The organism is Microbulbifer maximicatervae (SeqCode) (assembly GCF_052467325.1).
In genome coordinates, this window is sequence record NZ_CP174310.1 from 123,624 (window position 1) to 139,776 (window position 16,153).

The following is a 16,153-nucleotide window of genomic DNA, read 5'->3' on the forward strand; positions in this document are numbered from 1 at the left end:
TATGGCTTCGCCAATAATTCCAGTTTCTATCAGTCGGGGTGGTTGCATTCTCCGCACAATGGGCGCTGCAAAAGGGTTTTGATTTCCTTGTCGGGATAGCCCATTGCCAACAGGTGGTTGAGCTTTACAAAACAGGCTTCGCTAGTCATATCCAGGCCACCTATAACACCGGCATCAAGCAGGGCGGAGCCCGCAGCGTATTTACCCAGATCCACCTGGTGCTCCAAGCACTGGGACACTGCTACACAGATAGTGCCGAGCTTTGAAGCCTTCTCAAGTTGCTCGGTAAATGCACTGTCGTCAGTCGGCGCATTGCCGGTGCCGTATGTTTCAATAATCAGGCCCTTGGGGCGGCTCTCCAAAATTTTCTCAATCAGTGAGGGGGATATACCGGGGAATAGTTTCAGCAAAATCACTCCGCCATTGGCGTCTGCGGGAATCTGAAACTGAGGTTCACCGGTGGGAACCAGCAGGGCGTTGTGATCGATATTGACCTGGATACCCACTTCCCCGAGGCAGGGGTAATTGGGGCTGCTAAAAGCGTTTAATGAGCCGGAGCTGACCTTTACTGCGCGGTTGCCGCGTAGAAGTTTGCCGTTGAAGTAGAGGCAGACTTCCCTGATATCGTCGGAGCCGCTTAATAGTAGCGCCGCGATTAAGTTGTTATAGGCGTCGCTGCGCATTTCTCGAAGAGGGATCTGGGAGCCGGTGACGACTACAGGCTTTTCTATGCCTTGCAGGGCAAAGGACAGTGCTGAGGCGGTGTAGGCCATGGTGTCGGTGCCGTGCAGCACCAAAAAGCCTGAGTACTGGCTATAGTTGTCGCGTATCAGGCTGGCAATGTGATACCAGTCCTTTGGTCGCATATTGGCGCTATCCAGCAGTGGGTCGAGTGCCTGGAAATCGTATTGTGGAAGCTGGCCGATAACATCTTGTAAGAGGCGGCCCAGTGCGCCTTCCAGGTCAGCGTCGGGTACATAGCCCGATTCGCTTCGGCGCATTCCCAGGGTTCCACCTGTGTAAAGGATTAGGGTTTTCTTCATTACTCGACCACTATCTGAGTCCGGATTCAGTGCGCCCTATTTTGTTCAAAGGCGCGGTGGATGCAATTTCGCAGGTTGCTGTTACCTGATGCTAGTAGATGCTTCTATAGCATCTACTGAGGACGCTATAGGTTTCAAGTAGTGATTTTAGGTGACAAAAGTTTCGACTGCTCTCTCGCCGGAAGTGGTGCCTTTATGGCGCAATTATATTGACTTTTTTACGCTTCGCTCGGTAAGGTTGTTGATCTTTTGTCAATTTTATTTGCATTTATTGCGCAGCTTCCTGTGATGGCACAGTGAGCCACATCGGGGGATAGATCCCGGCCTGGTTCGCTGCCCCGAGGTAATTGCGCGGAGGAACATTGTGAGCGCAACAGTGGAAGAGACTGCGGAGGCGGAGGCTCAGGTGGTTGTAAAAAAGGCACCCCGTGCCGTGCGGATTGGTATCTGTGGCTTGGGTACCGTCGGTAGCGGAACGGTGAATGTACTGGCGCGCAATGGACGGGAAATTGCTGCCCGTTGTGGTCGCGCCCTGGTCATTGAACAAATAGGTGCGCGCCGCGATAACGCACACTGTGATACCAGCCAGATAAACGTTACCCGGGAAATTTTCGATGTCGCCAATAATCCCAACGTGGATATTTTGGTGGAGCTTATCGGTGGTACTACGGTAGCCAAGGAGCTGGTGCGCACAGCGATTGAAAATGGCAAGCATGTTGTCACCGCTAACAAGGCGTTGATTGCCGAACACGGCAACGAGCTGTTTGAGCTGGCCGCAAAGCACAATGTCACCATTGCCTATGAGGCGGCGGTAGCTGGCGGTATTCCTATTATTAAATCCCTGCGCGAAGGATTGGTGGGCAACCAGGTGCAGTGGCTCGCTGGAATTATTAATGGCACCGGCAATTACATTCTCACTGAGATGCGGGAAAAAGGGCGCAGTTTCGATGAAGCACTGGCCCAAGCCCAAGCTTTAGGATATGCGGAAGCGGACCCCACTTTTGATGTGGAAGGTATCGATGCTGCTCACAAGCTGGTGATTATGGCTTCCCTGGCATTTGCTATGCCGCTCGCTTTTGACAAGGTGTACACCGAAGGCATCAGCCGGATCTGTAGTGAAGATATTTGCTACGCCGATGAGCTGGGATACCGTATCAAGCATCTGGGGATTGCGCGTCGCACTGACAAGGGCGTGGAGTTGCGGGTGCACCCGACTTTAATCCCCCAGCGCCGCCTGATCGCCAACGTAAACGGCGTTATGAATGCGGTGCTGGTCAGCGGCGATGCTGTGGGACCAACCCTGTATTACGGCGCTGGTGCGGGCGATGAAGCCACGGCATCGGCAGTGATCGCCGATCTTGTTGATGTGGCCCGCACTCTTGAGGCCAAGCCGGAGCACAGAGTGCCGGCAGCGGGTGTCGCCCTTGCGGATCAAGGGGGAACCCAGGTTCTGCCGGAAGAGGATGTTATCACCAGCTATTACCTGCGTATCTCCGCCCAGGACAAGCCCGGTGTTATGTCTCAGGTAGCCACCATTTGCAGTGATCAGGGCATCAGCATCGAGGCTCTGATCCAGCATGAACCGGTTGAAGGTGAAGCACTTGTCCCGGTGGTGATTTTGACCAGCCGAGCCGATGAAGCCAGCCTCCGCCAAGCGGTTGCACAAATAGAGGCGTTGGAAACGGTCGAAGGTGAAGTCGTCAGGATTCGTGTCGAGAGCCTCGGATAAACCCTGCGGGCGCCGAGTGACATAACCCCGGGCTCGGTGCCCCAATCAATAAACTCCCTAGCCAGCGATAAGAGCCAAGAAATACTGTGAAATTTGTCAGCACACGCGGCAGCGCGCCGTCTCTCTCCTTCGCCGATACCGTACTAACAGGCCTTGCCAGCGATGGCGGTCTCTATGTTCCCGAGACTTTGCCGAAGTTTTCTCGCGAGGAAATTGCCTCAATGGCGGGGCTCGATTACGAGCAGCTGGCCTTTCGCATTATCCAGCCGTTTGTGGGGGATGATCTCAGTGATGAAGAGCTGAGCGGTATTATCGGACGCTCCTACAATCACTTCCGCCACAAGGCTATTGCCCCGCTGGTGCAGACGGACACGAATGAGTGGGTGCTTGAGTTGTTTCATGGGCCCACCCTGGCATTCAAAGATTTTGCCTTGCAGTTCCTCGGTCAACTCTTTGATCACCTGCTGAAAAAGCGCGGTGAAAGAGTGGTGGTTATGGGAGCAACTTCTGGGGATACCGGTTCGGCCGCAATCGAAGGTTGCCGCCATTGCGACAATATCGATATTTTTATTCTGCACCCCCATAACCGTGTGTCTGAAGTCCAGCGACGCCAGATGACTACAGTGCAGTCGGACAACGTATTTAATATCGCTCTCGAAGGTAATTTCGACGATTGCCAGAATATGGTGAAAGCGAGTTTTGCCGATCAATCATTCCTGCCCGATGGACGCCGCCTGGTAGCGGTTAATTCCATTAACTGGGCGCGGATTATGGCGCAGATCGTCTATTACTTTTATGCCGCCCTGCGCCTGGGGGCGCCGGATAAAACCGTTAATTTCTCCGTACCCACCGGTAATTTTGGCGATATTTTTGCCGGTTACCTGGCGAGGCAGATGGGATTGCCTATCGACCAATTGGTAATTGCGACCAATGCCAACGATATTCTGCATCGTTGCATCAGCGGCAATGACCACACTCCCAAACCTCTGGTGCACAGCTTGTCTCCCAGTATGGATATTATGGTGTCGAGCAACTTTGAGCGATTGCTGTTTGATCTCTACGGTCGCGATGGCGCGACGGTTGCTGAATTGCTGGCGGATCGCAGCCAACCCATGCATTTGAGTGAATCGGCCCTGGGCAAAGCGAGAGAAGTTTTCTCCTCCAGTCGGGTGGATGACAAGCGCACGGTTGAAGTGATTGGCGAGACCTTCAGCTCCTGCGAATATCTGCTCGATCCGCATACAGCTATCGGGGTTGAAGCCGCGAGACAGGTACGTCACTCTACCGAACAGCCCATGGTTTGCTTATCTACCGCACACCCGGCAAAATTCCCCGATGCCGTGGCCCAGGCCCTGCCAGAAAAAGAGATTCCCCTGCCGAGTCATATACAGGATCTCTGGCAGCGGGAGGAGCGCTTCAAGGTATTGCCCAATAACTTGTCCCAAGTACACGACTATATGGCGACGATGCTGTCAGAAAGCAGTTAATCGGCACACTGTCGTGCAATAAGCGGCAACCGATTAGCTATTAGTTTGCTGAGAAATACATTGAGTACAAAAATTCAGCGACGGCCAGTGGATTTGTCTACTGGCCGTTTTGCTTCTGAAACACCAAAAATATTGCAGCGTGTCCTGTTGGGGCGGGGGATTGTCAGCGAAGAAGCGTTGGATCACAGCCTCTCTCAATTACAGAGCCCGCAGAGTATGCGAGGGCTGGAGGCTGCCGTTTCCTTGCTGGTGGATGCTATCCACGGGCAAAAGAAAATCCTTATCGTGGGGGATTTCGATGCGGATGGAGCCACCAGCAGCACCTTGGGGGTGTTGGCCCTGGGTGCAATGGGCGCGCCGGGAGTGGAGTACCTGGTGCCGAATCGCTTTGACTTCGGCTACGGGCTGACTCCAGAAATTGTCGAGGTAGCCAAAGATTATCAGCCCGATCTGCTGATCACCGTAGATAACGGTATCAGCAGTATCGAGGGCGTGGCAGCGGCAAAAGCCGCTGGTATGAAAGTGATTGTGACGGATCACCACCTGCCCGGCAGTGAGCTGCCGCAGGCGGATGCCATCGTAAATCCGAACCAGCCGGACTGTGACTTTCCCAGTAAGAACCTCGCCGGAGTGGGGGTGATCTTTTATCTGCTCAGCCGTTTGCGCACGGCCCTACAGCAGAGTGGGTGGTTTGAGCAGAGCGGTATCGCCCCGCCCAATATGGCCGAATACCTGGATTTGGTCGCCTTGGGTACTGTGGCCGACCTGGTCCCACTGGATCACAACAACCGGATTCTGGTTCACCAGGGCATCGCCCGTATCCGCGCCGGCCGCTGCCGGCCCGGTATTGCCGCCCTGATGGAGGTTGCCGGGCGCGACCAGCGCAGGCTCTCCACCACAGATATTGGTTTTATTTTGGGGCCGCGTATCAATGCGGCTGGCCGTCTCGACGATATCGGCACCGGTATCCGCTGCCTGCTCACCCGCGATCCCAGTGAAGCGCGAGAGCTGGCCGGCGAGCTGGACGCCCTGAACCGGGATCGCAAAGCGATCGAGCAGGGGATGCAGCGGGAAGCAATGGCGGCCCTGGATGAATTGCGTCTGGAGGGCGAAATTCCCTGGAGTTTGTGTCTATACGATGCCAACTGGCATCAAGGTGTGGTGGGTATTTTGGCCAGCCGCATCAAAGAGAAATTCCACCGCCCGGTGATCGCATTTGCTGAGGGTGATAACGGCCTGGTGAAGGGCTCTGCGCGTTCGATTCCCGGGCTGCATATTCGCGATGCCCTGAGTGACGTAGCCGCCTCTCACCCGGACCTGATCAGCAAGTTCGGTGGCCACGCCATGGCGGCGGGGCTGAGCTTACCCCAGGAAAACCTGGAGGCTTTCCGTAAGGCTTTTGAGCAGGTGGTGCGCAACCGCCTGAATGAAAACCAGCTGCACGCGGTTATCGACTCTGACGGTGAGTTGGAATCTGGGGATTACACTTTGCACACGGCAGCCATGTTGCGCGCTTGTGCGCCCTGGGGACAGGCGTTTCCAGAGCCGGTATTCGACGGTGAATTCCTGTTGCTGCAACAGCGCATCGTCGGCGAGCGCCATTTAAAAATGGTGGTGGCGCCGCCCCAGGCGCCGCAACTGGCGCTGGATGCTATTGCTTTTAATGTGGACACCGAGCAGTGGCCGCAGCCCACGGAAAGAGTGCGCTTGGCTTTTAAGCTTGATGTTAATGAATTTCGCGGGCGGGAATCCCTGCAATTAATGGTGAGCCTGTTAGAAGCGGTATAGGGCGCACTTTGTATTTGGCTGTTGGGAAAAACACGGAGTTTTTTGCAACAGCTCCCAAGTTGTTTGGAAGTAAAAAGTAGTGAAACGTAAACAAGTCCAGGCCGAAGTCCTACTGTTATTAGCCGCTCTCTTCTGGGGGGTTGCCTTTGTGCCGCAAAAGATTGCCATGGCGGATATTGAGCCGCTGGCATTTAACGCATGGCGTTTTATTCTCGGCGGTTTAATCCTGATCCCTATCGTTTACTGGTTGTCTTCCCGTCGCGATGCCCAGCCCGGTGAAGCCGAAGGGCAATCGGTGAATCACACCTGGCGGGCCTGCCTGCCCGGTGGCGCACTGTTGGGTTTTTGGCTGTTTCTAGGCGCGGCACTGCAACAGGTGAGTCTGCTGTATACCACTGCCGGCCGCGCCGGATTTATTACCGGTTTTTATTTACTGCTGGTGCCGGTGATCGGTTTGTCCCTGGGCCATAAAACCAATCGCTGGACCTGGATGGGAATTGGTCTCGCTTTGTTCGGTCTCTATTGGTTGGCGGACTTCAGTGAAGAATCCCAGCTGGTGGGCGACTTAATGGTATTTGCCAGTGCCTTTGTTTTTGCCATCCAGGTATTGACGGCGGATCGATTGGTAAAACGCTACGATGCCCTGCGGCTGGCCTGTATCCAGTTCCTGGTGTGTGGCCTTTTGTCCGCCGTAGCTTCGCTATTTACCGAAGAGGCGACACTGCAATCGGCGATCGATGCGGCTTGGCCTATCGCCTATATGATGATTTTCTCCACGGCACTGGCGTTTACTTTCCAGCTCTTGGCCCAACGCTACGCCGCGCCTTCTCACGCTACCGTAATTATGAGCCTGGAGGCAGTTTTTGCCCTGGCGGCGGGCTGGCTATTCCTCAATGAAATGCTCAATACCACGGAGTTAATTGGTTGTGGTTTGATGCTGGCGGGGATGCTGGTCAGTCATTACGGCAACCACAGCGGTACTCACCACTAGGAATATCAATGGAATTATCGACACTGGCACTCTTTGTTCCCGCAAGCTTCTTTGCCTCGGTCACACCGGGGCTCTGCATGATGCTATCGCTCAGTCTGGGAATTACCCTGGGCGTGCGTCAGACTCTATGGATGATGGTGGGAGAGTTGATCGGTGTTGCGTCGGTGGCGATTACCTCTGCACTCGGTGCTGCGGTATTGATGGTTCAGTATCCGACTTTATTTCAGCTGTTCAAATACTGCGGGGCCGCCTATTTGGCCTGGATAGGCGTGCAGATGTGGCGCTCCCGGGGGCAGCTGGCTCTGATGGATCAGGGTGATACGGTCGACGCTAGCCGACCATCGCGAAGAGCGCTGGCACTACAGGGTTTTGTTACAGCTGTGGCTAACCCCAAGGGCTGGGCGTTTTTTATTGCGTTATTACCGCCATTTATTAACGATACCAAACCTTTGATACCCCAGCTTTCAGTCTTGCTGGCGATATTGCTGCTTTTGGAGGCGTTGTGCCTGCTGATTTATGCCGGTGGCGGCCAGGCCCTGAGTCGATTGTTGGAGCGGTCTGAAAATGTGCGTTTGGTTAATCGGATTTCTGGTACTTTGATGCTATCGGTGGGAGCCTGGTTGGCGTTATCCTGACACGGCTATTTATCGCTTTATGGAGGATGTTCTGTGTTGAAAAAACGGTTGTCATTCTTATGGGTATGGGCCCTGATTATCTCAGTGGCGGCTTGCGGCCAGTCGAGGGAGGAGAAAGCGATGGAGAACGAGGTTGAGAGCACACCCGGCGCGGCGGAGCCCGAAGTCGCACCCACGCCTCCTGCAGCGACTATGAGGCCAGGGGAAATGGTGTGGATTTACCGCGGCAGTGGCAGCAAGCAGTGCGAAGGGGGTGGTATGACCCTTCAGCAGAGCCAGGCCAAGTTGAGTGACAATGGGGTGAAGGTGCAGGAGTCCCGCTGTGGAGTCCGCACCGACAGGATGTTCCCCGCCGTATGTGGCGCACCCACAGGAGATATCCTGATGCACCTGATCGGTATGGATGCCCTGGATGCCTCAATTGAGCTGGGATATAGCCCCGCCGAGAAAGTGCAGTATCAGTTTGCTGCCTGTCGGGACAACAGTGCCTGAGTTGGAACCTTAAGTGGGGTAATCGTGAATATTTCCCAGGCCGCAGAGAATTCGGGCCTCAGTGCAAAAGCCCTGCGGCACTACGAAAATATTGGCCTGGTGGTGCCCGGCCGCTCTGCTAATGGCTATCGGGATTACTCCACTGCCGATGTCGAAACCCTCTGCTTCGTGCGCCGCGCGCGGGCCTGTGGCTTTACCACTGAGGAGGTCCGGGCGCTACTGGGGTTGCGGGATAACCCGGAGCGCCACAGCCGCGAGACCAAAGACCTGGTCAATCACAAGCTCGGGCAGCTCGAAGAGCAGTTGCAGACTCTGCTGGGGATGCGCGCAACCTTGCGGGCCTTTGCCGACAGCTGCGCCGGCAATGAGTCCCCAGACTGCGCAATTCTGGAAAAGCTCTCGGGACAGACCGCTTAGTAGAGGATTTGCCGTCATATCAGCCTCTATCTGACTGGAAGGACCCCCGCGCGCTGCGGTAGAATGCGCGCCGCTTTTTATTTTGTCCGGACACCGAAAGTTCATGGAAATCAATCCCCTCATCAATCAATTAAAAGACCTCGAAGAGCGCACCGACGTTCTTAGGGGGTATCTTTGACTACGCCAGCAAGAAAGAACGCCTTACCGAAGTAGAGCTGGAGCTGGCTGAGCCGAGTGTTTGGGACGACCCGAACCGCGCACAGGAACTGGGGCGCGAGCGCTCCTCCCTGGAAACGGTGGTTAATACCATCGAAAACCTTGACTCCGGCATTGCCGATTGCCGCGAACTGCTGGAAATGGCAGTCGAGGAAAATGATGAGGACTCCGTAGGGGAGGTCTCCACTGAGATCGAAGGTCTCCAGCAGCAGCTGGGGATTCTGGAATTCCGCCGTATGTTCTCTGGCGAGAACGACGAGAACAACGCCTATCTGGATATCCAGGCCGGCTCCGGTGGTACCGAGGCCCAGGATTGGGCGGAAATGATCCTGCGCATGTACCTGCGCTGGGGTGAAGCCCACGGCTTTAAGACCACCCTGGAAGAAGTCTCCGCAGGGGAAGTTGCCGGTATCAAGAGTGCCACTGTGCATTTCGCCGGCGACCACGCCTTTGGCTGGTTGCGCACAGAAACCGGCGTACACCGCCTGGTGCGCAAATCGCCGTTTGATTCCGGCAACCGCCGTCACACTTCTTTCAGCTCGGTATTTGTGTCACCGGAAATCGATGACAATATCGAGATTGAAATCGACAAATCCCAGGTGCGTGAAGACACCTATCGCGCGTCCGGCGCCGGTGGTCAGCACGTGAACAAAACCGATTCTGCGGTGCGTTTGACCCACACAGAATCCGGTATCGTCGTACAGTGCCAGAGCGAGCGCTCCCAGCACCAGAACCGCGATAAAGCCTGGAAAATGCTGCGCGCAAAAATGTACGAGCAGGAAATGCTCAAGCGCAACGCAGAGAAGCAGGCCATGGAAGACAGCAAGGCCGACATCGGTTGGGGCAGCCAGATCCGCTCTTACGTGTTGGACGACCAGCGTATCAAGGACCTGCGCACCAATGTCCAGACCAGCAACTGCCAGGCAGTACTGGACGGAGACCTGGACCAATTTATCGAAGCCAGCCTAAAAGCCGGCCTCTGATTTAAAGTCTCCACTCTCACCGCGCCCCTCGTCGATGAGGGGCAATATCAATCACAAAACTGATAGATCACCATGACTGATATCCAGCAAGACGAAAACAAACTGATCGCCGAGCGCCGCACCAAGCTTTCCGCTCTGCGCGAGAAGGGCAATGCTTTCCCCAACAGTTTTCGCCGCGAGAACCTCGCTGCCGACCTGCAAGCTGAGTTCGGCGATAAACAGAAAGAGGAGCTGGAAGAACTGGGTAAACGGGCGTGCGTAGCAGGGCGAATCCTGGCTAAACGCGGACCCTTTATGGTGATCCAGGATGTGTCTGACCGTATCCAGCTATACGCCGATAAAGCGGCACAGAAAGATATTAAAGAGCGCTTCGGTGCCTGGGATATCGGCGATATCGTCGGCGTAAAAGGCACCCTGCACAAATCTGGTAAGGGCGACCTCTACGTCAACTGTGAAGAGTACAGCCTGCTGACCAAAGCGCTGCGCCCGCTGCCGGAAAAATTCCACGGCATCGCCGATCAGGAAATGCGTTATCGCCAGCGCTACGTGGACCTGATCGCCACGCCGGAAGCCCGCGAAGTGTTCCGCGTGCGCTCCAAAGTGATCGAGTACATCCGCGACTTCCTCAACGCCCAGCAGTTTATGGAAGTGGAAACGCCCATGCTGCAAGTTATTCCCGGTGGTGCCAGTGCGCGTCCGTTCGTTACCCACCACAATGCGCTGGATATCGATATGTACCTGCGTATTGCCCCGGAGCTGTACCTGAAGCGTCTGGTCGTGGGTGGTTTTGAGCGGGTTTACGAGATCAACCGCAACTTCCGCAACGAGGGCCTGTCCACGCGCCACAACCCCGAATTCACCATGCTTGAGTTCTACCAGGCGTACGCGGACTACAACGACCTGATGGATCTCACCGAGAAGATGCTGCGCGGTATCTGTGAAGATGTACTGGGCTCCGCCACTGTGGAATACCAGGACAGCAGCTACGACTTCTCCAAGCCGTTCGCGCGTTTGTCTGTGTTCGACTCCATCCTGCACTACAACCCGGAACTCACTGCGGCCGATATCGACAATATCGAATCCGCCCGCGCGGTAGCCGAGAAGCTGGAAATCCCGCTGAAAGATAGCTGGGGCCTGGGTAAGGTACAGATCGAGATCTTCGAGAAGACTGTAGAGCACCGTCTCGACCAGCCGACCTTTATCACTGAGTACCCAACCGAAGTGTCTCCGTTGGCTCGCCGTAACGATGACAATCCATTTGTCACCGACCGCTTTGAATTCTTCGTAGGTGGCCGCGAGATTGCCAATGGTTTCTCCGAGTTGAACGACGCGGAAGATCAGGCTGAACGCTTCAAAGCTCAGGTTGCGGAGAAAGATGCCGGTGACGACGAAGCCATGCACTACGACGCTGACTATATCCGCGCGCTGGAATACGGCCTGCCGCCCACCGCTGGTGAGGGCATCGGTATCGACCGTCTGGTAATGCTGTTTACCAACTCTCCATCGATTCGCGATGTACTGCTGTTCCCGCATATGCGCCCTGAAGCGAACGACTAATCGCTTCTCACTGCCGGGTAGTTTGACCTGCCCGGCAGTATTTCCTCCCCCTATGCCGCAGATTTCCTCACTCTGAAACTTCCCTCAGCTCTATCTATCCTTATTCATTGGTGCTCTATGGAGCCTCGAATGATTTGGAGCGGTTGCTGCTATGAAACAGGGACAGGCGAAAGAGAAAAGCGCAAGGCAAATATTGGCGCTAACGCTCTGTAGCTTTATCTCCTGTACCGCCGCTGCGCAAAGTTCGGAGCCTGCACCGGCTGCCAGCCTAACTTCCAAAGAGCCCGATGACTGGCGCTTCCTTGCCACTCCTTATCTTTTCCTCCCGCTTCGCACTAAAGGGACTTCCACTGTCGCTGACACCAGTGTCGATATTGATCTGGATTTAAGCAAAACCCTGGAGCTCCTCAACGCTGCATTTTCTGTGCGCCTGGAAGCCTGGAAAGGGCGCTTTGGGGTAGTGGCGGATCTCTACTATGTGCACCTCAGATTGGATAAGGGAGCAACCATAACCCCGCCGCGAAACCCACAACTGGATATCGATATAGATATTGATGTAGAAGTGGATGCTCGCCAGGGCTGGATAAATGCCCTGGCGGGTTACAGGGTTTTAGAAGGGAACCTGGCTAATAGTGGACGAAAGTACTTTGTTGATGTGGGAGCGGGTTTGCGCTGGAACCGATTAAAGCAGGAAGTGAAAGCACGAGCGGGAATTAATATAGGCCCCAGACCAGAGTTCAGGAATCGCCTTGGAGGCAAACAGAGTTGGTGGGAACCTACGTTATCTGCGCGAGGTGCAATCGGAATTACTGAATGCCTAACCATTGCTGTACGTACGGAACTGGGAGGCTTTGGCGCTGGGGGTGATGACTTACAGTGGAATCTACTAGCCGGATTCGACTGGCGCGCCTGGAAGACAACCTCACTGCGTTTTGGGTATCAGTATTACAGTATTGATTATTCCGATCGACTCTCTGATGGGCGTTTTGCTTATGATATTACTCAACATGGGCCGTATATTGCGGCGACTTGGCGGTGGTAAGTTGAAGGGATCGTTAAAATATCTAGTGCAGACTGTCTTTCATGGATGATACTCCACATGGTTTGGAGATTTTAATCAGTGTTACTACTTGTTATTGCAGCAGACATCGTACGCAAAATCAGAGAGTTGTGGTGAGCGCCTTTTGGTAATTTAGTGGAAGGTCTTGAGAATTTCAGCAAAAGCTCGAATTGTAAGCAGAGAGAATTACAGCCAATATTAAAAATGCGATTGAGTAGCTGCTCAAAATAGCGTGCTTATGGTGCGTAATAGGAAGGCTGCAAGTACCCTCCGGTCTTAAGTGCTCTTTCGCATTACTTTTGCAGCGCGATTTTACCAATCGTATGCTTAATAATAAATGGATGTGTAATGTTCTCTACATAAAACTCAATCTGAGAAGATCCTTATTGCTGTGATTTCAGATTTATTTTGTGAAATATTGTTGACTGACATTTTGACGGCTTGGAAAGCGAACAGGCCTGTCATTGCCCCTCCTAAGTTAAGAGCGTATCATGCTCTGTTGTCGAGTTAAATCATTTGTCCATACGTGATTTTGTATTGGAGTTTTTCTCAGACTTATAGCGGAGTAACTGTGTGTAGGATTGTGTTTATTTTATTAAAAAATTGGTTCTCCAAATAAGAACTATTTTTCAAAGTCTGGTTTAAGCGTAAGGCTCTATTCTGGAGGAGTAAATTGATTAATTTAAATTTTAGCAAGAAAAAAATATTCATCTGTGCGGTATTCGCTATGAGTATTTTTGGAATAAAAGATGCTGTAGCGTACGATAATGATGTGTATGGCCATATAACAGAGGTGGGTATTAGTCAAGAAACCCAAACATTGACAATATATTTAGATGAAAATCTCATAGGTGACATAGGTGATTGCTATTCAAATAGGCTTCGTATAGATCTCAAAGATGGAGCGGCTCCGTATATGGCAACAATCGCTCATCAATCAATTGAGCATGGATTCTTGGTAAAGGTATCTTATGATGATGGAGATTGCAGGCCAGATAAACATATCCAGCCTAGTTGGATAAAAATGTATAACGAATATGATTGATAGATTGAAAAAGGTCATGCTAAAAAAAACGTTTTTATCTTGTTGCTTTTTTATTGTTGTAATTTGTCCCTTGGCCAATGCTGATGAGCTGAAAATTATGAGCTGGAATGTTCTACATGTAGGACACGAAGAGCAATGCAGATCAGCTCCAAGCTATAAAAACTGGGAGCAACGCTGGGGAAATATAGCCTCAGTGATCAGCTATGAATCTCCAGATATAATTGCGTTCCAAGAATTGAAAGCTATCGGTGATTGGCTAGAAAATCCAAGTAATGGCTGTGTTGAGCCGTGGGATAGTGATGAGACGGCAGAGGAAATTATCTCTGACAACATAAGTACGCTGCTTTCTGCAGAGAGTTACGGCCTTTGTAAAGACAATGGAACGGCAATTTATTTCAGAAAATCGCTGTTTAATATGCTTCATTGCGATACGTCCGTACTAGAAAGTATTGAAAATGATGGTTATTCCAAAGATGGATCCATGGTTCATTTGGGGTATATCGATGAACCTAATAATCCTGGCTTCATGGTTTTTAATCTACATCTTTTTTCAGGAATTGATGGCGCCGAGCTGCGCATGAGGCAAGTTGAATCAATAAGGCGTGATTATATAGATAATGTTAAAGAAGTACCCCTTAATACTCCATTTATAGTTGCCGGTGATCTTAATTCAGACTGGGAGCAGTATGATAGTACGCCAGCTGGGCATGAAATACTCGACACCTTACTTTACGGAGAGGCGCCTGAAAGTCGAAGCCTTATAGATCCATTTATATCAACTTGTGGTTCTAGAGAGGCGTGTGGGCATGCAAGCTATATTGGAAGTGCTGAAAACCAAATGTATTTTTCCCCTCCAATAAATGGTAAGCGACTAGATTATGTTCTGCCTTCTTCGGGTTTTTCTATTGTCGACAGCTATATACATAATACACCGCCGGAAAATTTTCAGCCCCTACAATATGCTTTTTCTTCAGATCACTTACCAATAATAACAGTTCTTGATAATGATGCACCGTATGATGCTTCACTTTTCACAACTATCACCGATATTGGGGTTAGTAGCGTGAGTCAAACGCTGTCTATTTATCTTGAAAATGAAGCAGGTGAATCTTCTTGTTCAATTAAAGATACAATAAGGTGGGATTTGCTGAACCCCGCCACGAGATATTTGCTGGAAGGAGTAAGTGGAGGCTTTCAGGTAGGTGATCGAATTAAAATGTCATATGATAGAGATGCGTGCTTTAATGGGTATGTTCAGCCTGGATGGATTAAGCGATATTAAACCATTTGCTAGAGGGAAAACCCGTCGCTATAGGCGCGGCTTCTTTGAAGGCCTTCCCTGCTTAATGATAGGGCATGTTTTTATAAATGTAACTTTTAAGGAGCCTCTGATCAACGAAGTATTTTTCTAGAATTAAGCTGAACGGCTTGAAAAATTCACTTTATTACGCTCAAACGCGTAATTTTCGCGTAATAGTCCCCTAGTTTTTCATCTGAAACCCTAAATAGGCGGGTTTCAGGCGAACCACCCCTAGGTGGCCAAGTATTTTCTCCCTATTAGTAAGTTAGTAAAGCCTGCTAGCAAGCACAGCCGCTCAGTATTCTTTAATAGTCCCCGATAGCGGGCCTTGTCATAACCAAATACCCGCTTTATGTATCGAAAGGGGTGCTCGACCTTTGCTCTTATCTGCGCCTTGATCTTTTCCGCTTTACCGAGTGCATCACGCCCTGGAAGAGTTTTTAGCTTACTCGGCTTCATTGCTATGTACCAATCCGCCTCCCGCTCTTTCAACTCTTCACGTTTTTCCGCACCAATGTACCCAGAGTCTCCCCAGATTCTTTTCTCCTCCCCATGGAGAACTCGCTCTGTGGTTGTGACATCATGCGAATTCGCTGCTGTTGTATCTATGCTATGTATTACTCCGAGCACATCATCAACCCCGATATGCATTTTCATTCCAAAATGCCACTGATTGCCTTTCTTTGTTTGATGCATTTCTGGATCACGTTCTTTCTTTTTATTCTTAGTTGAAGTTGGCGCAGAGATAATAGTGGCATCTACAATCGTGCCTTCACGCAGTACCATGCCATTCTCAGCAAGATGTTTGTTGATTTCATCAAAAAGAGCTGCACCTAGCTGATTGAGCTCCAATAAGTGGCGAAAGTTAAGAATCGTTGTTTCATCGGGAATTGGGCCGCTCAAAGTCAATCCAGCAAAACTACGCATGGATTCAATTTCATACAGTGCATCCTCCATAGCGGGATCACTGAGATTATAAAATAGCTGCATGCAATGAATACGGAGCATGACACTCAATGGATATGGCTGTCGGCCACGTTTGCCTTGTGGGTAACAAGGAGTGATCTGAGCTTCTAGTCGCTGCCATGGGATGAGGGATTCCATTTGAGAAAGAAACTTCTCTCGGAGAGTTATACGGCGCTTTAGCTTATATTCTGCTTCGGCAAAGGTGACTTGGTGCATGATTCATCGTAGTCTTGATGGGTAGGTGAATATTATCAAATTGGCTTGGAATTATTCAGAGGTTCCTTAGCTAGAGCTTTTTGGTATACAGTAGAGTGCCTCTAATTAAAATCTACCAGTCTCTAAGGTTCCTTTGAGTAGACATTCTCACTGACCATTGAAAATCAAGTAAGAGGTAGTCCAGATACTAGCCATACTTGCCAAATGCGTATGAGGCGGCATAGAGGT

At 51.6% G+C, this 16,153-nt stretch carries 14 protein-coding genes; 12 read left to right on the forward strand and 2 right to left on the reverse strand.

Going from position 1 to position 16,153, the window contains the following annotated elements:
• Nucleotides 1-29: 29 nt before the first annotated feature.
• Entirely contained in the window at nt 30-1,043 is a 1,014-nt protein-coding gene (locus tag ACJJIE_RS00810) for an asparaginase (protein WP_444893191.1), read from the reverse strand.
• A 406-nt stretch (nt 1,044-1,449) separates the two neighbouring features.
• Between ACJJIE_RS00810 and ACJJIE_RS00815 the strand changes: the two genes are divergently transcribed.
• The 12 genes from ACJJIE_RS00815 (at nt 1,450) to ACJJIE_RS00870 (ending at nt 14,725) form a co-directional block, all read left to right on the forward strand.
• The gene (locus ACJJIE_RS00815; protein WP_444894734.1) at nt 1,450-2,772 is read left to right on the forward strand and encodes a homoserine dehydrogenase; all 1,323 of its coding nucleotides are present in this window, start codon (nt 1,450-1,452) and stop codon (nt 2,770-2,772) included.
• An 86-nt stretch (nt 2,773-2,858) separates the two neighbouring features.
• Nucleotides 2,859-4,259 (forward strand): threonine synthase, encoded by a 1,401-nt coding sequence (gene thrC, locus ACJJIE_RS00820; RefSeq protein WP_444893192.1) that lies wholly within the window; start codon nt 2,859-2,861, stop codon nt 4,257-4,259.
• Between the two features lie 60 nt (nt 4,260-4,319).
• Nucleotides 4,320-6,047, forward strand: a complete 1,728-nt coding sequence (recJ, locus tag ACJJIE_RS00825) for a single-stranded-DNA-specific exonuclease RecJ (protein WP_444893193.1) — start codon at nt 4,320-4,322, stop codon at nt 6,045-6,047.
• Between the two features lie 79 nt (nt 6,048-6,126).
• Nucleotides 6,127-7,038, forward strand: coding sequence for a DMT family transporter (locus ACJJIE_RS00830; RefSeq protein ID WP_444893194.1), 912 nt, complete (start codon nt 6,127-6,129; stop codon nt 7,036-7,038).
• A gap of 8 nt (nt 7,039-7,046) precedes the next feature.
• Nucleotides 7,047-7,673: a LysE family translocator gene (locus tag ACJJIE_RS00835; protein WP_444893195.1), complete on the forward strand. Its 627-nt coding sequence runs from the start codon at nt 7,047-7,049 to the stop codon at nt 7,671-7,673.
• Between the two features lie 33 nt (nt 7,674-7,706).
• Nucleotides 7,707-8,165, forward strand: a complete 459-nt coding sequence (locus tag ACJJIE_RS00840) for a hypothetical protein (protein ID WP_444893196.1) — start codon at nt 7,707-7,709, stop codon at nt 8,163-8,165.
• Between the two features lie 24 nt (nt 8,166-8,189).
• Nucleotides 8,190-8,582 carry a MerR family transcriptional regulator gene (locus ACJJIE_RS00845; RefSeq protein ID WP_444893197.1) on the forward strand — a complete coding sequence of 131 codons (393 nt, stop codon included), beginning with the start codon at nt 8,190-8,192 and terminating at the stop codon, nt 8,580-8,582.
• Between the two features lie 103 nt (nt 8,583-8,685).
• Nucleotides 8,686-9,781, forward strand: a protein-coding gene (prfB, locus tag ACJJIE_RS00850) for a peptide chain release factor 2 (protein WP_444893198.1) whose coding sequence is annotated in 2 segments (ribosomal slippage) — nt 8,686-8,757 and nt 8,759-9,781 — 1,095 coding nt in all. Because the reading frame shifts where the segments join, the coding sequence is not laid out codon by codon here.
• 72 nt (nt 9,782-9,853) lie between these two features.
• Entirely contained in the window at nt 9,854-11,338 is a 1,485-nt protein-coding gene (gene lysS / locus ACJJIE_RS00855) for a lysine--tRNA ligase (protein WP_444893199.1), read from the forward strand.
• Between the two features lie 151 nt (nt 11,339-11,489).
• Entirely contained in the window at nt 11,490-12,380 is an 891-nt protein-coding gene (locus ACJJIE_RS00860) for a hypothetical protein (RefSeq protein ID WP_444893200.1), read from the forward strand.
• Between the two features lie 691 nt (nt 12,381-13,071).
• A complete protein-coding gene (locus ACJJIE_RS00865) occupies nt 13,072-13,443 on the forward strand; it encodes a hypothetical protein (RefSeq protein ID WP_444893201.1) in 372 nt (123 codons plus the stop codon).
• Nucleotides 13,436-14,725: an endonuclease/exonuclease/phosphatase family protein gene (locus ACJJIE_RS00870; protein ID WP_444893202.1), complete on the forward strand. Its 1,290-nt coding sequence runs from the start codon at nt 13,436-13,438 to the stop codon at nt 14,723-14,725. Before ACJJIE_RS00865 ends, ACJJIE_RS00870 begins: the two co-directional genes overlap by 8 nt.
• A 249-nt stretch (nt 14,726-14,974) precedes the next feature.
• On the opposite strand, the gene ACJJIE_RS00875 is transcribed toward ACJJIE_RS00870, so the two are convergent.
• On the reverse strand, nt 14,975-15,925 hold the full coding sequence (locus tag ACJJIE_RS00875; protein ID WP_444893203.1) for an IS5 family transposase: 951 nt from the start codon (nt 15,923-15,925) through the stop codon (nt 14,975-14,977).
• Nucleotides 15,926-16,153: the final 228 nt, after the last annotated feature.